Source organism: Stenotrophomonas sp. PD6 (genome assembly GCF_049199305.1).
In the GTDB taxonomy this organism is placed as follows: domain Bacteria; phylum Pseudomonadota; class Gammaproteobacteria; order Xanthomonadales; family Xanthomonadaceae; genus Stenotrophomonas.
In genome coordinates, this window is sequence record NZ_JBLZQD010000001.1 from 318,931 (window position 1) to 336,304 (window position 17,374).

A 17,374-nucleotide genomic window follows, 5' to 3' on the forward strand; every position below is an offset into this window, starting at 1 on the left:
GTCAGGGCTTGACGAGGGAAATCTGGGAGAGACGCACACCGGTGCTTACCGAACCGGCTGCATCGCGCACGCTCAGTTCCGGTCCGGAACTGGTGAACTGCACCGCCACCACCGTGCCCGAGCGGGTTACCCCCAACGAGGTCATGTCCACCTGGCGGTTCAACAGGCCCACGGCCTGGTCGGAGGCGCTCATGGCCAGCATCGAGGCCGTGTTCTCCGACAACTGCCGCGACTGTTCCAGTGCGGAGAACTGGGCCAACTGGGCCAGGAACTCGCGGTTGTCGACCGGTTCCAGCGGATCCTGGAACTGCAGCTGTGCCAGGAACAGGCGAATGAAGTCTTCCTGGTCGATGCTGCTGCTCTGGGCCATGGCAGCGCTGTCCTGCGTGCCCAACGAGCTTCCGATTGCTTCAACGGCCATGTGGCTCTCCGGTGTACGGGGGGATGGGGGTGCCGGCGTGCCAGAGCTCGCGGGCGTTGATCACGATGCGTTGCAGGGGCAGCCCGTTGCGCTGGGCGAATTCCACCAGCCGGTTCGCCAGCGCTTGCTGGCCGTCGGCGTCCAGCCGGTAGTCGCGCACGCGTACGCTCAGGCCCTGCAGCCCGTTGGCCGACCAGCGCAGCAGCCGTTCCTGCCAGCGGTCGGCCAGGCCGGCAAGGACCGCGCTGGTTTCGCTGCGCTCTGCAGTGCTTGCCACGCTGGCGGTGGACAACGCCTGTACTGGCGTCGCAGCCCCACCCTGCGGCAGTCGTGCGCCTGCAGGGGTGCTGCCCAGGGCAGCAGACGCGAGACCCGCGGCGGCGCTCGCGGCGACCGCAGTGGGTCCCGCACCCGCGGCGAATGCGGCCAGGCCAACGCTTCCCTCCAGGCTTGACCTGCCCTGCATGAACAGATGCGACAGCGCGTTGTTGGCCACCAGTTGCCACGGCAGCAACAGCGACTGACCGCTGGTGTCGCCACGCTGTGCCGCCGCCTGCTCGATGCCGGCGGCGGCGCTGCCCTGCGGCTGCTGGTCTCGACCGACACCGTTGTCCTGCATGGAGTCACGGAAATCACGCGCGGGTTTGTCCGGTGCGCGTTCCACCCGTCGCGGCGGCAGGGGCACGGCATCCTGCGCGGGAATCAAACCCTCAATCATGCGGACCTCCAGATACGGGGCGGCGTAGTTCGGCCAAGCTGTCGAACAGGTGTTTCTCGGCGGCATCGCGTTCCTGCGCGCGCACGCGCTGCAACCGCTGGGCGACGGCCTGGGTCATGCGATGCGCGGTTTCGTGGTGCTCCCGCGCGGTTTCGGCGGCGGCGTCCGCCTGCTGCTGGCGCTGCTGGCTGTGCTCCACGGCCCGCCACGCCGCCTGCTCCATCGCTGCGCAGACGTTCACCCGGCCCAGGTCCAGCAGCGGCTGCTGCTGCAGCGCCAGCCGCTGCGCCGCTTCGCCACGGGCGTGGGCAAGGTCACGCTGCGCGGCTGCGCCGGCAGCGGCGGCGGCCTGTACGGCAAGCAGGCGCGCGCTCGCTGCACGGTCTTCCCCGAAGCCACGCCAGCGCTCCAATGCGCGCAGGCCCTTGCTGCGCTCGCTCATGCCTCGCCCCCCTGCACCGCGGCAGCCAACCTGCGCCACGCTTCCGGCGCGGCCGTGGTTTCGTTCGCCCCCTGGCGAAGCACGTCTTCAAGCGCCGGACGGCGGTCGATGACCCGGTCCAGTACGGGGTTGGCGCCACGCTGGTGCGCGCCCAGTTCGATCAGGTCGCGCGAGCCTTCGTACAACGCCAGCTGCCGCCGGGCTTCGCGGGCTACCGCGAGCTGTTCGGCGCTGACCACCGCATCCATCACGCGGCTGGCGCTGTGCAGCACGTCGATGGCCGGGTGGTGGCCACGCGCGGCCAGCTCACGCGACAGCACGATGTGACCGTCCAGGATCGCGCGCATGTGGTCGGTGACCGGCTCGTTCATGTCGTCGCCCTCCACCAGCACGCTGTAGACCCCGGTGATGGAGCCGCCGGTGCGCAGCTTGCCGCAGCGCTCCAGCATGCGTGGCAGCTGCGCGAACACCGAGGGCGTATAGCCACGGAAGGTCGGCGGCTCGCCGGTAGCCAGCCCGATTTCGCGCTGAGCCATGGCAAAACGGGTCATCGAGTCAATCACCAGCAGCACCGTGCGGCCGCTGTCACGGAAGTATTCGGCCACCGCATGCGCGGCATGCGCGGCGTGCACGCGGGTAACCGCCGGCTCGTCGGCGGTGGCCACCATGACCACGGACCGGCGCAGCCCGGCCTCGCCGAGGGAGTTGCGCAGGAAATCGCCCACTTCACGGCCACGTTCGCCGATCAACGCGAGCACGGTCACGTCCGCCTTGACCTCACGGGCCAACGCGCCCAGCAGGGTGCTCTTGCCCACGCCGCTGCCGGCAAACACCCCGATGCGCTGGCCTTCCCCTACGGTGAGCAGGGTATCGATGGCGCGCACCCCGGTGGCCACCGCGGCGGTGATCGGCGCGCGATCCAGCGGGTTGATCGGGGTGCGGCGCAGGGCATAGCGCCGTTCGCAGTGGAGCGCGCGCCCGTCCACCGGTTCGCAGAAGGCGTTGACCACCCGCCCCAGCAGCGCATCGCCCACCGGTACCGCGAGGCGTCGCTCACAGGTGCGGATGCGCTGGCCCGGGGAAAGCCCTTCGATATCGCTGAAGGGCATCAGCTGGGTGCGGCCATTACGGAACCCCACTACTTCCGCCAGGATCGGCGCGGCGCTGCCGCGTTCGATCTCACACAATTCGCCCACGCCCACTTCCGGCCCCTGTGCTTCGATCACGAGGCCGTTGTAGGAACACACCTGTCCCAGCCGGCGCACCATGGGTGCGGCGGCGATGGCATCCAGCAGCGGCGCGCAGGCGTGCGTCATGCCGGCTTGCCCGCCGCGGCCAGGCCATCCAGGAAGGCGGTGCGCAGCATGTCCAGGCGCACATCCAGGCCGGCGTCGTCGGTGCCCAGCGGGGTTTCGATACGGCATTGCCCCGGCTGCAGCCGGGCATCGGCTTCCACCTGCACGCCTCCCAGCTCCAGCGCGGCGGCCAGCGGCGCCTCGTCCGGCGCGCAGCGCAGGGTGAGCGGTCGCTGCGCCTGCCCGGCCACGGCGAGCTGGCACATCTGTGCCACGCGCTCGGCAGCAGGCAACTCCAGCAACAGCCGGGTCAGTGCGGTGTAGGCGATCAGCGCGGCATTCTCCAGCGTCTGCGCCTGCTGCGCGGCCCACTGCTGCGGCAGCTGCTGCGCCAGCTTCGCGAGCTGGTCGCGCTGCTGTACCAACGTGTCCAGCGCCTGTGCGTGGCGCTGCAGGCACGCCTGCTCGGCAGCGGCGACGGCGTCGCGGATCTTCGCCTCGGCCTGCTGCATGCCTTGTTGCATGCCTTGTTGCATGCCTTGTTGCATGCCCTGCGCATGGCCGGCCGCGCTGGCGTCCTGCATCAGTTGCTGGCGCAGTTGTTCGGGATCCACCGGGGCCGGCGCGCGGTCTGCCGCGCTCACCGAAGACAACGGTGCAGGCTGGAAGAAGCTGCCCAGTCGGGTGACCCGCTCATCATCGGCCGCAATGCGCTGGATCATGGGCGCGGCCCCGTTGCCGCAAGCAGCACGGCCTCGGCCTTCAGCGCCTGGGTCAGGCGCGGTGGCAGGGTGGCAACGAGACTGAGTTCGCGCCCGACGCTGGTGGCGCGCGAGCGCTCCAGCAGCGAAATGCAGAACGAACGATCCACTTCACCCCACGCCGCCAGCACGCGCGCATACCACGCGTCAGGCAGCACGGCCGCCAGGCCCATCAACTGGTTTACATCCAGCGAGGTCTCGCTGGTCAGCCCGGCCACTTCATCGGCCAACAGCGCCTGGGCCAGATCGGCCATGGGCAGCCGCAGCGCACGCAGGTCGCCGAGCAGCGTGCGCAGGCGCGCGGCGGTGCCCGCGGGCAGGCCAGCCAGCAGCTGGCGCTGGTCGGCGGGCGCCAGCGTGGACAGCATCAGGGCGCATTTGCGCTCACCGCGGGAGCTGTTCACGGGGTGCCGCCCTCGGCCAGCCAACCGCGCATGCGTGCCAGCACGGCATCACGTTCGCGTGCACTGAGGCGCTTCGGACGGCGCTGGGTGGCCAGGATCACCAGTGCGCCGAACAGCGCGCCTCCCCCCGCCAGCAGGGCCCAGCGCAACCAGGATGCGTGGCCGGCATGGGTAGCGGTGGCGGCTCGGGCGGGCTCGGCGGCAGCACCGCCGGACACGGCGGGCAGGTCATGGATCGCATTGCGTGATTCGTCCCAGCGCTGGTCGCGGCCCAGCCGCGACACGGCCAGGCGGTCGCCACGCAGTTCATTGATGCCGGCCACCGCCGCCACCAGGGTGCGGATGCGCTCTACTTCGCTCTCATCCAGTTGCGGGGGCAGGATCACCGCCACCGACAGATTTTCGATACGCCCCGGCGCACGTGCGATTTCCTGCCGCGCCGTGCCATGCACATAGCTGGATTCTTCCTGGTTCTGGTTCTGCGCCCCGTCGGTACCGGCCGTGTGGCTGACCCGCCGGTTGGCCAGCAGGCCATTGCCATCGCCACCCTGCGGCAGCGGACGCTCATTGACTTCGCGCACGGCGTCGAAGTTGAGGGTGGCTTCCACTGAGACGCGGAACTCCTCGTTGTGCAGCACCTGGCCCAGCAGGTCCACAATGCGTGCCTTGAGCCGGTTCTCCATGCGCAGGTCTTCCTCGGCCTGCGCCTGCAGGTCGGTGTCGGCCATGGCATCGGCCGTGGCGCCGGCCAGCAGCGCGCCATCGGAGTTGAGGACCGACACCTGGTGCGGGGCCAGGCCCTCCACCGAGGCGGCCACCAGGCTGCGTACGCCGTTGATCTGGTTGCGGGTGAGGTTCTGGCCTGGCTCCAGGGCCAGCGCGACCGACGCCTTGGAATCATCGCGCTGGTCGGCGAACAGTCCTGGTCGGCGGATGGTGAGGTGCACGCGCGCACTGATCACCCCCGGTAGCGCCGCAATGGTGCGCTCGATCTCGCCCTGCAGGGCGCGCTGGTAGTTGACCCGCTGGGCGAACTCGGTGACGCCGAAGTCCGAGTCATCGAACAGCTCGAAGCCCACGTGGCCGCCACGCGGGATGCCGGCCGACACCAGCCGCATGCGGGTTTCATACACCGCGTCCGCCGGCACCGTGATCGCCGTGCCACCCTCGGTAATGCTGTGCGGCACCTTCCATTCGGTCAGCGAGGCCACCACTTCTGCGGCGTCGCGTTCTTTCATGTTGCCGAACAGCAGTTGCTCGCGCGGGCTCATCACCCACCACAGCACGGCGGCGGTAACGGCAAGCAGGGCCACGACGCCCACGATCAACCCGATACGGGCCGGTCGTTGCAGGGACTGGTAGAGGGAGCTGGGGTTCATGGCAGGCACTTGAGAAAGAAGATTGGATCAGCGGTTCAGAGCTGGATACGCGAGAGTTCCTGGTACGCCTCGACCAGCCGGTTGCGCACTTCTGCGGCCAGGCTCAGGTCCAGGCGCGCCTGCTCGAGTGAAATCATCACTTCGTGCACGGGCACATCGCGGCCGGCGGCCAAGGCGCGCACGCCCGCCTCGGCCGTATCCAGGCTGTTCTCGACCTTGCCCAACCCGGCGCCCAGCCAGCCGGCGAAATCCGCCGCCGGGGTGGCGGTGGTGGGAACTGCCTGCGACAGGCCTGCGTCCATGCCGATCGGTGCGATGGCTTCCATGCTCATTACTTGGCTCCAATTTCAAGCGAGCGCAGCAGCATGCTGCGCAGCAGGTTGAACGAACGGACGTTGGCTTCGTAGCCACGGCTGGCGGTCATCAGCGTGGTCATTTCCTGCACCAGGTCGACCTGCGGGAAGCGCACCTGGCCGTTGGCGTCGGCCAGTGGGTTGCCTGGGTCATGCACCACACGGGTAGCGACCGGTGCCTGTTCGAGGCCACCGCCCTGCCCCAGCCACTGGCTGAAGGCCGCGCCGTTGCCCACGCGCCACAGCATGGCGTCCTGCCCGGCGGGTACGGCGACATTGGCGGCGGCGATATTGCGGCTGGCCGCGTCCAGCCGAAGCCGTTCGTAGCTGAGCCCGTCGCGAGCCACATCCAGGACCGAATCGATGGGCATGCTCAGTTCCTCCCGACCACGGCCAGGCGCATCAAGCCGAACTGGCGGCTGAGCGCTTCGGTAAGCGACTGGAAACCGGCGCCGGCGCCGACCATTTCGCTGACCTGCTCATCCAGGTTGAGCGGCGTTTCCAGCGGGCGGATGCTGGGTTCGCGCACCGACTGGATGGCTTGCGCCAGCCCGTCGCCCTGCCCGTTGGCGGCCGCTTCGAGCATGGCCTGGTACTGCGAGAAATCCGCGCGCAGCGCCAGGCTGCCGGGTACCGAGGCATTGGCTATGTTGGAATTGGCGATTTCCGAACGGGTCTGGTACATGCCCAGGGCCAGCCGGATCGCATCGATGGTGGTATCGCCGTGTGACATCAGCCTGCGTTCTCCATGAGGGTCATTGAATGACCAGTTCGCCATCCAGCGAACCGGCGGCCTTGATCGACTGCAGCACCGCGATGACATCGCGCGTGCTCAGGTGCACCGCACGCAGTGCGGAAATCAGCTCGGCAACGGTGGCGCCCTCCGGCACCTGCACCAGCGGTGCTTCCGGGTCGTCGGCGCGGATGGTGGTACTGGGCACCACGGTGGAGGCGATGCCCTGGCCGGGGCGGTAGTAGATGCCGTTCGGCTGCGACACCTGGTACTCGGTGCGAATTTCAACGCGTAGGCCGGCGTGGGAAATGCCCACCTTGCCCAGGCGCACATCGCCACCGGCAACCACCGTGCCGGTGCGTTCGTTGACCACCACGCGCGCCGGGCGGTCCTGCACCACGGTGAGGTTTTCCAGGCGCGAGATGCGCTCGACCAGGTCCGAAGGAGCCGCGGCGAAATCCACCGTGACCTTGCCGGCGTGGTCGGCGCGCACCGCCAGCGAGGGTTCGGCGCTGCGGATGGCGTTGGCGATGCGGGTGGCGTTTGTGAAGTCCGGCTCGTTGAGCAGGATGCTCAGCTGCCGGCCCTGCCCGGCCACCTGCAGCGGGGACGCCTGTTCGACACTGCCGCCGGAGGGAATCCAGCCCACGGTGGGATGGTTCTTCTGCAGCGAGGCGGTGACGCCCTGGAACTGGTAGCCACCGACCGAGATGGCCCCCTGCGCCATGGCATACAGCCGGCCATCCGCGCCCATCAGCGGGGTAAGCATCAAGGTGCCGCCCGTGAGGCTGCGCGCATCGCCGGACGATGACACCTGCACGTCCAGCATCTGGCCCGGTTCGGCGAAGGCCGGCAGCTTGGCGGTCACGATCACCGCCGCCACGTTGCGGCTGGCGATGTCGGCATCATCGACATTCACGCCGAAGTTGCGCAGCGTATTGGCTACCGACTGCACGGTGGCACGGTTGCGCTGCGAATCGCCCGAGCCGGACAGGCCGAACACCAGCCCGTAGCCGGTGAGCGCGTTCTCCCGCACACCCGCCACCCGGGCAATGTCCTTGACCTTCACGGTGCCCGCCTCAGCCGACGCAATGCCGCCCAGCGCCACCAACAACACAATCAGGGGTGCGATCCTCACATCAACCTCAGCCACTTGAACAGACGGTAGATCACGCTCTGGCGCTGGGATTCGCTGACGATGCCCACCCCGTCCAGCTCCAGTTCGGCATTGGCGATGCGGTTGGACCACACCGTGTTCTGCGCCGATACATCCTGCGGGCGCACCAGCCCCTTCAGGCGGATGCGCTGGTTCTCACCGTTCACGGTAAGGTTCTGCCAGCCTTCGATGCGAAGGCCGCCATCGGGATCCACCGCGACGACCTGTACCGACACCTGCGTACGCAACTCGCCGACGCGGGTGGTCTGTGCACCACCGGAGTTGCTGCCGCCGATGCCCAGGTCGGCGTTGTAGTCGGTGGTCGGCGTGCGCAGCCCGGCGTTGAGCTCCAGCCGACTGGAGGCATCGGTGGCGGCCTGTGAACGGGCGCGGGTGGCTTCGGCCACGAACACGGTGATGACATCGCCCACCCGGTAGGCGCGATGATCGGCCGCCAGTGCGCGGTAGCGCTCGGGTTCGATCAGGCTCTGGGCCTGTACCAACGGGCTGGCCAGCATCAACCCGGCCAACAACACTTTTGCCTTGTTACTCATCGATCATGGCCTCCGCCGGTGCCACCACACGCGCCTGCACGGCCACACGCGAGCCCTGCGGCCGCACGCTGATCCGTTCGCCTACCACGCCATCGTTCAATGCGGTGCCCGACACCACGATCCGCACCGCGCCACGTTCAACGGCCAGCTGCACCGGCTGCTGTGCCAGTACGTCCGGCACGCCGGCCAGGTCGCCCTGCAGCACGGGTTCGCCTGCGCGCACTGCGCGGCGCAACCGCTGCGGTTGCTGGGCGTCCAACGCGGCCACCGGGGTGCCATCGCAGCACACCATGTCCACGGTTGCCGGTGCCAAACGCACCTGGACCACGGGCGTGTTTGCCGGGTAATCGGACTGGTACGCCAGCACGCTGCGCGGCTCGCTCGCTTCAAGCCAGACCGCAAGCGTGCGCCGCGCACCGTCTTCGCCGTTGACCTGCACCGGTACCGACGCGCGGGCGCGCGGCCAGCGTCCGGCCACCTGGCCGATCTCGACACGAGGGTTGGGTCCCATGCCGGGCATGTCGGCAACGCGGCCGACCAGCGCCACCGTAGCGGCGCTGCCCTGCGCGCGCAGACGGGCCTGGACATCGGCAACCACGCGCTCGGCAAGCACCGCACCGGAAAACCCGGTCTCGGTGCCCGACGATTCTGCGGCAGGGGCAAGGGCGAACATGAGCAGCAAGGCGTGCATGTTCAGCGGCGCAGGTTGTTGATGGTTTCAAGCACCTGGTCGGCGGCCTGCAGCACACGTGCGTTGAGCTGGTAGGCCCGCTGCGCCATGACCAGACTGGACATCTCTTCGATCATCTGCACGTTGGCCATTTCCACATAGCCCTGCTGCAGCTTGCCGCTGCCGGCTTCGCCCGGCACCGCGTAGGTGGGCGCGCCGGCCGCCATCGTGGCGGTATAGCGGTTGTCGCCTACCGACTGCAGGGCATCGGCCGCGCCGAACACCGCCAGCTCCACCGAACCCAGCACGGTGCGTTCCGTGTCGCCGGGCATCAGCACCGAAATTTCACCGGCGCTGGACACGCGCACGTCGGTCGCCTCCAGCGGAATCTGCGGCGCGTTGGCCAGGCGGGCACCCTGCATGGTGCGCAGCGTGCCTTCGCCATCCAGACGGAACTGGCCGTCGCGGGTGTAGGCCATGGTGCCGTTGTCGAGCTCCAGCTCGAACAGCCCGGCACCGTTGATGGCCAGGTCCAGCGGGTTGCCGCTGGGCTTGAGCTCGCCGGTATCGAATTCGGCCACGGTGGAGCCGATGCGGGTACCGCCCGGCATCGGCTCGGCCGCACGCGCCGGCGTGTCCGTGGCGATCGCCGCGGGCAAGGCGGTGCCGGCCACGTCGGCGAAGTTGACCCGGCTGCGCTTGAAACCGGGCGTCTGCATATTGGCGACGTTGTTGGAAATCACGTCGATCTGCTTCTGCTCGCTGCGCAGGCCGCTGGCGGCAATGTAAAGGGCATCAATCATGGGTGGCGCTCCGTGCTCAGTTGTTGCCGAGGTTGTTGATGCCACGATCCAGCATCTGGTCGTAGGTACTGATGGCACGCCGAACCGAATCGATGTGCCGGGTGGTTTCCATCAGGCGCAGCATTTCGTCGGCGGCATCGACGTTGGCGCGTTCCAGTGCGCCCTGCACCACCGAACCCTGCCACGGCTGCAGTTCGCCGCTGTAGGTATAGGTACCGGCACCCAGTGGGGTGACGCCATCCGGCGAGGTGGCGCTGACCAGACGGAGCTGGTCCACTTCGCGGTCGTCGGCCCAGATGCGCCCGTCCGCATCGACGCGCACCTTGGCCGCCGCGCCGTTGGGAATGACGATGGGACCGCCCATGCCCAGCACCGCTTCGCCCTGCGCAGTGCTGAGCTGCCCGGCCTCATCCAGGCGCAGCGCGCCCGAGCGCGCCAGCAACGCCTGGCCGTCGCGCTCCACCACCAGGAAGCCCTGCCCGCGCAGCGCGATATCCAGCGGCCGGCCGGTCTGGGTCAGCCCGCCGTCGCGCTGGTCGCCCACGGTGCGCAGCCCGGCGACGTCGGCGAAATCCGGCCCGGTACGCAGGGCCCGGTAGCCCGGCGTGTGCGCGTTGGCGACGTTCTGGCTGATGGTGCCCAGCGTGCGCACCTCGTTGGCCAGGCTGCGGCTGATCGCTTCGAGGGTGTCGGTCATGCGTGCCTCATTGGGAATGGATCGCGGCGAAGGAGCGCACCGGCAGCGTGGCCGGCACTTCATTCAGGCCCAGCACCGCCAGGTAGGGCATCGAACGGCCCAGCAACGCGCGCAGCGAGCGGCGCGCCGGCGACGGGCACAGCAGCACCGGCACCAGGCTGCGGCCCATCATCGATTCGGCCTGCGCGGCAAGGTTCTTCATGAAGCCATCCAGCTGGGCCATGTCACCGAACAGCGAGCCACTGCGGCCGTCGGCCGGGCGCAGATTGGCCAGCAGCGTGCGCTCCAGTTCCGGGGTCAGCGTCATCACGTGCAGGTCGCCCTGCGCGTCGCGCAGGCCCTGGCAGATGGCGGCGCCCAACCGCTCGCGCACGCGTTCGGCCAACTCTTCGGGTGCCTTCGTGGTGCGGCCGGCATCGACCAGCACTTCCAGGATGGCTTCCAGGTGGCGGATGCTCACCTGCTCACGCAGCAGGTGCTGGAACACCTTCTGGATCTCCGACCAGGTCAGCACGCCAGGCACCAGTTCCTCGACCAGCGAACCGTGCTGCTCACGCAGGCGGTTGACCATGCGCTCGGCTTCGGCGCGGGTCAGCAGCTCTGCGCCATGGCGCTTGATCAGCTCGCTCAGGTGGGTGATCACCACCGTGTCCGCATCGACCAGGGTGTATCCCGCGCCGCGCGCATGCTGGCGGTGCTCCTTGCTGATCCACTGCGCCGGCAGGCCGTAGGCCGGATCCTTGGTTTCCGGACCCTCCAGCCGTGGCCGGTTGCCGCCGGGGTTGATCGCCAGCACGCGGTCGATGGTAAGTTCGCCCTGCCCTGCACGCGTGCCCTGGAACAGGATCTCGTACGCGTTGCCGCGCAGGTCGGCACGCTGTGCGGTGTGCACGCGCGGCACAAGGAAGCCCATGTCCTGCGCGAACTGCCTGCGCACATGTGCGATGCGGTCGGCCAGGTCGCCATCCGGGCCCAGGAAGGCATCGGCCAGCTCGGCACCCAGGCGGATCTCCAGCGGTTCGATCCGCATCCAGTCCTGCGGTTCCTCACTCTGCGTGGCGGCGGCCGTGGCAGCTTCCTGCGCCAGTTCCTCCACCTGTTCCACGCCCTTGCGCATCGCCGCCCACGCCAGCCCGCCCAGCACCAGCAGCACCGCGAACACCGGCAGCTTCGGGAAGCCCGGCAGCATCAGCACCATCAGCAGCACGGCGGCCACGATCGCCAGCGCCTTGGGGTTGGCCATCACCTGGCGCGGAATCTCGGTGCCCAGCTGCGCATCGGACGCCGCACGGGTAATGATGATGCCGGTGGCGACGGCGATCACCAGCGAAGGAATCTGGGTGACGATGCCATCGCCGATCGTCATCAGGGTGAAGTGCTGTACCGCCTCGCCCCACGGCAGGCCAAGCTGGGCGATGCCGATGGCCAGGCCACCTACGATGTTGGTGAGGATGATGATGATGCCGGCAATGGCATCGCCCTTCACGAACTTGGTGGCACCGTCCATCGCGCCGTAGAAATTGGCTTCCTTTTCGACCTGGGCGCGGCGGTGGCGCGCCTCCTTCTCGTCGATCAGGCCCATGTTCATGTCCGCATCGATGCTCATCTGCTTGCCGGGCATCGAATCCAGCGTGAAGCGCGCCGCCACTTCGGCCACGCGCTGCGCACCGGAGGTGACCACCACGTACTGCACCACCACCAGGATCAGGAACACCACGATGCCGACGATGTAGTTGCCGCCGATCACGAACTCGCCAATGGCGTTGATGACCCGGCCGGCATCGCCGCCTTCCAGGATCAGGCGGGTGGCAGACACGTTCAGCGACAGCCGGAACAACGTGGACAGCAGCAGGATGGTCGGGAACGTGGAGAACTTCAGCGGCGTGTCGGTGAAAAAGGTCACCAGCAGGATCAGCATCGCCATGCTGATGTTCACCACCAGCAGGAAGTCCAGCAGCATCGGGGGAATGGGCACGAACAGCACCACCAGCACGCCGATCACCAGCGCCACCAGCGCCAGGTCCCGGCGGCCGCCCCACATCTGGCTCAAGAGCATCTTCATGCCACGGCTCCCTTGCGCTTCCACAGCGTGCGGTACACCGGCGCCAGGTCGCCGTACAGCGCTTCGGGCACGGTGTGGTCGATGTCGCAGTCACGGTAGAGCGCGCGGGCCAGCGCCGGAATGCGCATCACCGGCACCTGGTGGCGGCCTGCCAGCCGGCGGATCATCGCCGCCAGCGTGCCGGCGCCCTTGGCAATCACCACCGGACCCACCATCTTGCCCGGGCGGTAACGCAGTGCCACCGCGTAATGGGTGGGATTGGTCAGCACGACGTCGGCCTCATGCACGCGGGCGAGCGAACGGGCCTTGCGCAGCAGCTCGCGCGACTGTTGGCGGCGCTTGGATTTGATGGCCGGGTCGCCATCGCGGCGGCGCATTTCATCGCGCACTTCGCGGCGGCTCATCCGCATCTTCTTTCCGTATTCGCGACGGGTGAACAGCAGGTCCACCACCGCCGCCAGGCCCAGCACCAGCAGCACGTACAGCGAGGTCTGCACGAACATGTCACGGAACAGATCGGCCAGGCGGTTGGGCAGCACATGCACCACGGCCTCGGCCAGGCCGCGCGCCTTCCAGGCAAACACCGCGCAGACGGCGCCGAGCAGCAGGAACTTGCCGGCCATCTTGCCCAGTTCCCACAGGGTGCGCATCGAGAAGATCCGGCGGAACGCATTGGCCGGGTTCATCCGCTTGAAGTCAGGCTTGAGCGGCTGGGTGGTGAACATCGGCCCGGTCTGCAGCACGTTGCCCAGTACGCCGGCGACCACCAACGCGAGCATCAGCGGCAGCAATGCCTGCCCCAGCGGTGCATAGACCTTCGTGGTCCAGTGCGCGAACGCGCCGTTCAAGGCAGGGGCAGAGCCGGCCAGGATGATCATGCGACGGGTGGCGTCGGCGAGCGCCAGGGCGATGCCGCCGACGGTCATGGCCAGCGCCACCGCGAACACCACCAGCACCAGGCTGCCGGACACATCGGCACTCTTGGCCACTTCGCCACGCTGGCGCGCCTGCTCCAGGTGGTGCGGGGTGGGCTGCTCGGTCTTGTCCTGGTCGGGCTGGCTCATGCGCCCCCCAACAGCGTGGGAATGCGCTGGAACGCATCGCGATACATGCGCTCGAACAACGCCGGCACGAACGGCAGCGTGGCCATCATCATCAGCAGTGCCACGATCATCTTCAACGGCAGCGCGAGGAAGTACACATTGGCTTGCGGCATGGAGCGGGTGGCATACGCCGCGCCGAGATCCACCGCCAACAGCGCCAGCACCACCGGTGCCACGACGACCAGACCGAGCAGGAAGCTGCTGCCCAGCATGCCGAACAGTCCGTCCGGCTGCAGGCGCCCGCCCTGCCCCAACGGAAGCAGGTGCGCGCTGGCTACCAGCATGCGGTACAGGTCCAGGTGCAGGTCGAGGGTGAAGAACAGCACCGTCCCCACCAGCATGAGCAGGGTGCCGAGCAGCGATTGGGTTTCACCCTGCGCGGCCGGGTTGAACAGCACCGCCGCACTCGCGCCGGCCTGGATATCGATCAGCCAGCCGCCCATGTGCAATGCCGCCTGCGGCAGCATCACTGCGAGGCCGAAGGCCAGGCCCAGCATGAGTTCGCCGGCCAGCGCGCCCACCCAGCCGATGGCGCCGCCCTGTGGGAAAGTGACTTGAGCGGGTTGGGCCTGCACGGTCAGCCAGGCCAGCACCATTGCCAGCACGATGCGCACCATCGGCGGTGCCCAGCGCAGCGGCGTGAGCGATGTCAGTGCCGTGGCCGGCAGGTAGCGGACCATGGCCAGCAGGAAGCTGCCGGCAAACGAATGCAGGGCGTCCATGGCTTACATTCCCGCCGCGGCCGCGAACATGCGCTTGGCAAGTTCTACTGCGATGGAGAGCATCCAGCCACCCATGGCCACGCAGACCACGCCGACCACGATGATCTTGGGCACGAAGGTCAGGGTCATTTCCTGCACCTGGGTGACTACCTGCACGATCGAGATCAGCAGGCCGACCACCAGCGTCGACAACAGCACCGGTGCCGACATTTTCAGTGCGGCAATCAGGGTGTCGATCAACAGGCGCATGGCGAAATCAGAATCCATCTGAATGCTCGCCTGCGCTACCGGGGTGACAGCGTGAGCTGCAGCCGCTGCGCGAACTCGGCCACCGGCACGCCTGGCATGCCGCCGTCTGCCAACAGTTGCGAGAGCAGCGCTTCAGCGCCGGCGGTGTCGCCCTGCTTCTGCAGCAGCAGGCTGCAGGCGTAACGCCCGGTGATGCTGTTGCGGTCCAGGCGGAGCGCGCGCTCGATCGAGGCGGCGGCTTCGTCCAGGTGGTCATTCAGTACCGCGACCAACGCCAGGCCACCATGGGTGTCGGCGAAGTTGCGGTCCAGTGCGTAGGCCTTCTCGTAGCTGGCCTTGGCTGCAGTGGATTCGCCCTGCAGCAGCTGGGTCCAGGCCAGCGCGTGCCAGGTGCCGATATGTTCGGGCATCGCCTTTACAGCGCGCTCCAGTACGTCGCGGGCGGCCGGCAGATCATTGCGCAGCATCAGGCATTGACCCAGGCCAGACAGTGCGCGACCGGAGTTGGCGTGGTGCGCAACGGCTCGTTCGAGCATGGCCTGTGCGTCATCCCACGCCTTGTTCCACAGCGCGAGCGTACCGGCCACTAGCAGGGCTTCATGCTGGTCAGGATCGCGTTGCAGCGCTGCTTTGGCCGCCAGCAGTGCGGGCTCAAGACGGTTGCTGTCGAACAGCGCCAAGGCATAAACGCCGTGCGCCTGTGCGTCGCCGGAATCCAATGCGATGGCGGCCTGCAGGTGAGCAAGTGCAGGGTCGAACTGCTGTTGCTGGAGCTCGATACGTGCGGCAAGCACATGCAGTGGAGCAGTCGCGCCATGGCGCGTCGTCGCATCAGCGACAGTCTGGCGTGCGCGTTCTGTTTGCCTCAGACACAGCTGGCTGAAAGCAAGATCATGTGCGACGGCTGGCGCGTCAACGCCCTGTTCAACCAGCGCTGACAGTTGCCGCGACGCATCAGCGTAGCGGCCCGTTGCCAGCGCCAGGCGAGCCCGGCGAAAGCCAACAGCCACAAGGGATTGGGAGGATTCAGGCAGCCCGGCCAGGACCTGTTCCGCATCCTCCGGCGCGCCTTGGGCGGCCAATAGATCGGCAAGTTCGCATGCCAGTTCTGCATTTCCTGAATCAGCCGCGAGGTACTCCCGCAGCCGTACCACACGCACAGCGTTGCCATCCATCTCTGGAGCGATCCTTGCCATGACTCGTAACGTCCCGATGCACGAATGTGCGCCGGCCCCCTGTACGACTTCCTTGCTTCGAACGGTCGGCGAAGCGCCCGTCGGTGCGTAGTGAAAGTACAGGTGCCGCTTCGGCAGTGTCAAGAGCGCGTCAAGGCAAGTTCAAAATATCGTTATGCCGTCACAGATTTGATCAACGAGCTGAATGAGTCACGGTGAACCTCATTGGCCTCGAGACTTTCTACAAGGCTGTCGAGCATGGGTTGCCACTGGCTGTACTCGCGTAGTTCGGCGCCGAGTTCGGCCAGCAGCACGGCGCGGATCACCCGCCGGCGGGCCGAGCGCATCGCCACGGGGTCGTCGACATCCACCCCGCGCAGTATGGCCGCGACCACGGTACGCAGGTTGCCGGTCGGCCGCGCTGGTGCCTGGGTGGCCGGCCTGCTGCCGGCGTTCACCTGGGTGCGCACGCCGCGCTGCGCGAGCTCGGCCCGCGCGGCGGCGATCAGGGGTGATGCGAGGTGGGTGCGATCGATCGGCACAGGAAACTCAATGTCGAGGGCTAGTTGGTTCGACCATAGCCGGTCAGGAACATTGCTGCCGGCGCTTCGTTGATCGCAACAACTTCACTGACGACGTGCGACGTAACACCGCAGAGCTGTTCCCTGAGCCGGCGCATGTCAATGGTAAGCGCAGGAATAGACTGGGGCAGTTCCAGCCCCCTATCCAGTTCACGAAGGCTGTCCTGGATCCGATCCTGGCTCGCAGCATTCAGTGCGCGGGCGAAGGCGCCCAAATCATCTGCCTGCGACAGAATCGGCGAAAGCATGCTAGCCGCCTCTTCATTTCTCCCTTGTCCCATCAACAGCTGGCCGTACTGGAAACGGGCAATTGGCAAACTTGATGCTACCTCAACGACCTGCTTGAACCCATGTTCTGCACTGTCGACCATGCCTAGCTGGGCATGCTGCGCGGCCAAGAGATATGTGGCGCTCGTGTTCCCCGGATCCCGCTCAAGTATGGTCTTCAACAAAGCCATGGCATCCGCATGCCTGTTGGCTCCGCCCGCATCGATAGCCAGTGCGAAGAGCTCCTCCATGTCAAGACAATCATACTTCATGTCACCAATCTCCCTGATCGTTAGCTCACACCCAAACGCAACCCGCTACTTCCGACACCTTGGATCCCGCACCATTCCACCGAGTATTTCTTCCCACAATCCGTGGAGGTCGTAACGCAGGTACCGCGCCGGCACATCAGCGTCCAGAGCTGTTCATGGACACACTACTTCTAAGGGACCATCGGTAGGCCGCCCACAGGCCCGCCCCGTTTGCCAGGACTGCGAAGGCGGATCCGAGCGCAAAGTACATGGAGAGCGCAACTAATACCATTGGGCCGACCATGAACGTCGCAATCTTCCAGAAGTCGCGATACCTTCCTCTCTTTCGCCCAACAGAGTCCGGAACCCCTATGGACGCGCGGATAGCTATAAACATCGCCATGCACATTGGAACAATGGAAATTGCAAACCCGCGACCGCGCGAACTCCTTGAAGGCACTGCTTCTGCTACCCCAAGTGACGACAGCCAACCCACCAAAGGATAAACCCAGTGATCTATGAAGAAGATCACCCCTATCCCGACACAGGTTAGCCAGAAGAACATCAGTACGAACGCG

22 protein-coding genes and 1 pseudogene are annotated in these 17,374 nt (G+C 67.2%); all 23 read right to left on the bottom strand.

Annotated elements, in window-relative coordinates; translation table 11 throughout:
- Window position 1 precedes the first annotated feature (1 nt).
- Window positions 2-421 carry a flagellar hook assembly protein FlgD gene (locus tag ACOZHM_RS01315; RefSeq protein ID WP_093536429.1) on the bottom strand — a complete coding sequence of 140 codons (420 nt, stop codon included), beginning with the start codon at window positions 419-421 and terminating at the stop codon, window positions 2-4.
- Window positions 411-1,139 (bottom strand): hypothetical protein, encoded by a 729-nt coding sequence (locus ACOZHM_RS01320; protein ID WP_421567146.1) that lies wholly within the window; start codon window positions 1,137-1,139, stop codon window positions 411-413. The genes ACOZHM_RS01315 and ACOZHM_RS01320 overlap by 11 nt, the downstream gene beginning before the upstream one ends.
- Window positions 1,132-1,581: a hypothetical protein gene (locus tag ACOZHM_RS01325; RefSeq protein ID WP_421567147.1), complete on the bottom strand. Its 450-nt coding sequence runs from the start codon at window positions 1,579-1,581 to the stop codon at window positions 1,132-1,134. The genes ACOZHM_RS01320 and ACOZHM_RS01325 overlap by 8 nt, the downstream gene beginning before the upstream one ends.
- Complete coding sequence (locus ACOZHM_RS01330; RefSeq protein WP_421567148.1) at window positions 1,578-2,897, bottom strand: FliI/YscN family ATPase; 1,320 nt, start codon at window positions 2,895-2,897, stop codon at window positions 1,578-1,580. The genes ACOZHM_RS01325 and ACOZHM_RS01330 overlap by 4 nt, the downstream gene beginning before the upstream one ends.
- Window positions 2,894-3,598, bottom strand: coding sequence for a hypothetical protein (locus ACOZHM_RS01335; protein WP_421567149.1), 705 nt, complete (start codon window positions 3,596-3,598; stop codon window positions 2,894-2,896). The genes ACOZHM_RS01330 and ACOZHM_RS01335 overlap by 4 nt, the downstream gene beginning before the upstream one ends.
- On the bottom strand, window positions 3,595-4,041 hold the full coding sequence (locus ACOZHM_RS01340) for a hypothetical protein (RefSeq protein ID WP_421567150.1): 447 nt from the start codon (window positions 4,039-4,041) through the stop codon (window positions 3,595-3,597). Before ACOZHM_RS01340 ends, ACOZHM_RS01335 begins: the two co-directional genes overlap by 4 nt.
- A complete protein-coding gene (gene fliF / locus ACOZHM_RS01345; protein ID WP_421567151.1) occupies window positions 4,038-5,420 on the bottom strand; it encodes a flagellar basal-body MS-ring/collar protein FliF in 1,383 nt (460 codons plus the stop codon). The genes ACOZHM_RS01340 and fliF overlap by 4 nt, the downstream gene beginning before the upstream one ends.
- Before the next feature lie 35 nt (window positions 5,421-5,455).
- Window positions 5,456-5,752 carry a flagellar hook-basal body complex protein FliE gene (fliE, locus tag ACOZHM_RS01350; RefSeq protein WP_421567152.1) on the bottom strand — a complete coding sequence of 99 codons (297 nt, stop codon included), beginning with the start codon at window positions 5,750-5,752 and terminating at the stop codon, window positions 5,456-5,458.
- Window positions 5,752-6,144: a flagellar basal body rod protein FlgC gene (locus ACOZHM_RS01355; protein ID WP_421567153.1), complete on the bottom strand. Its 393-nt coding sequence runs from the start codon at window positions 6,142-6,144 to the stop codon at window positions 5,752-5,754. The genes fliE and ACOZHM_RS01355 overlap by 1 nt, the downstream gene beginning before the upstream one ends.
- Window positions 6,145-6,146: 2 nt before the next feature.
- Complete coding sequence (locus ACOZHM_RS01360) at window positions 6,147-6,506, bottom strand: hypothetical protein (protein ID WP_421567154.1); 360 nt, start codon at window positions 6,504-6,506, stop codon at window positions 6,147-6,149.
- Window positions 6,507-6,528: 22 nt separating this feature from the next.
- Window positions 6,529-7,644, bottom strand: a complete 1,116-nt coding sequence (locus ACOZHM_RS01365) for a flagellar basal body P-ring protein FlgI (protein WP_421567155.1) — start codon at window positions 7,642-7,644, stop codon at window positions 6,529-6,531.
- Window positions 7,641-8,216 (bottom strand): flagellar basal body L-ring protein FlgH, encoded by a 576-nt coding sequence (locus tag ACOZHM_RS01370; RefSeq protein WP_421567156.1) that lies wholly within the window; start codon window positions 8,214-8,216, stop codon window positions 7,641-7,643. Before ACOZHM_RS01370 ends, ACOZHM_RS01365 begins: the two co-directional genes overlap by 4 nt.
- Window positions 8,209-8,907, bottom strand: coding sequence for a flagellar basal body P-ring formation chaperone FlgA (gene flgA, locus ACOZHM_RS01375; RefSeq protein ID WP_421567157.1), 699 nt, complete (start codon window positions 8,905-8,907; stop codon window positions 8,209-8,211). The genes ACOZHM_RS01370 and flgA overlap by 8 nt, the downstream gene beginning before the upstream one ends.
- A gap of 2 nt (window positions 8,908-8,909) precedes the next feature.
- Window positions 8,910-9,689 (bottom strand): flagellar hook-basal body protein, encoded by a 780-nt coding sequence (locus ACOZHM_RS01380; RefSeq protein WP_421567158.1) that lies wholly within the window; start codon window positions 9,687-9,689, stop codon window positions 8,910-8,912.
- A gap of 16 nt (window positions 9,690-9,705) precedes the next feature.
- Window positions 9,706-10,386: a flagellar hook-basal body protein gene (locus ACOZHM_RS01385; protein WP_421567159.1), complete on the bottom strand. Its 681-nt coding sequence runs from the start codon at window positions 10,384-10,386 to the stop codon at window positions 9,706-9,708.
- 7 nt (window positions 10,387-10,393) lie between these two features.
- Window positions 10,394-12,448, bottom strand: a complete 2,055-nt coding sequence (gene flhA / locus ACOZHM_RS01390; protein WP_421567160.1) for a flagellar biosynthesis protein FlhA — start codon at window positions 12,446-12,448, stop codon at window positions 10,394-10,396.
- Entirely contained in the window at window positions 12,445-13,512 is a 1,068-nt protein-coding gene (locus ACOZHM_RS01395) for an EscU/YscU/HrcU family type III secretion system export apparatus switch protein (protein ID WP_421567161.1), read from the bottom strand. The genes flhA and ACOZHM_RS01395 overlap by 4 nt, the downstream gene beginning before the upstream one ends.
- Window positions 13,509-14,273: a flagellar biosynthetic protein FliR gene (locus tag ACOZHM_RS01400; protein WP_421567162.1), complete on the bottom strand. Its 765-nt coding sequence runs from the start codon at window positions 14,271-14,273 to the stop codon at window positions 13,509-13,511. The genes ACOZHM_RS01395 and ACOZHM_RS01400 overlap by 4 nt, the downstream gene beginning before the upstream one ends.
- Window positions 14,274-14,276: 3 nt before the next feature.
- Window positions 14,277-14,540, bottom strand: a complete 264-nt coding sequence (locus ACOZHM_RS01405; RefSeq protein WP_093536399.1) for a flagellar biosynthetic protein FliQ — start codon at window positions 14,538-14,540, stop codon at window positions 14,277-14,279.
- 17 nt (window positions 14,541-14,557) lie between these two features.
- Complete coding sequence (locus tag ACOZHM_RS01410) at window positions 14,558-15,109, bottom strand: tetratricopeptide repeat protein (protein ID WP_421567469.1); 552 nt, start codon at window positions 15,107-15,109, stop codon at window positions 14,558-14,560.
- A 75-nt stretch (window positions 15,110-15,184) separates the two neighbouring features.
- Window positions 15,185-15,718: pseudogene (locus tag ACOZHM_RS01415) on the bottom strand (tetratricopeptide repeat protein); the annotation flags it as partial.
- 152 nt (window positions 15,719-15,870) lie between these two features.
- Window positions 15,871-16,239 (bottom strand): hypothetical protein, encoded by a 369-nt coding sequence (locus tag ACOZHM_RS01420; RefSeq protein WP_421567163.1) that lies wholly within the window; start codon window positions 16,237-16,239, stop codon window positions 15,871-15,873.
- Between the two features lie 20 nt (window positions 16,240-16,259).
- Complete coding sequence (locus ACOZHM_RS01425; RefSeq protein ID WP_421567164.1) at window positions 16,260-16,796, bottom strand: tetratricopeptide repeat protein; 537 nt, start codon at window positions 16,794-16,796, stop codon at window positions 16,260-16,262.
- Window positions 16,797-17,374: the final 578 nt, after the last annotated feature.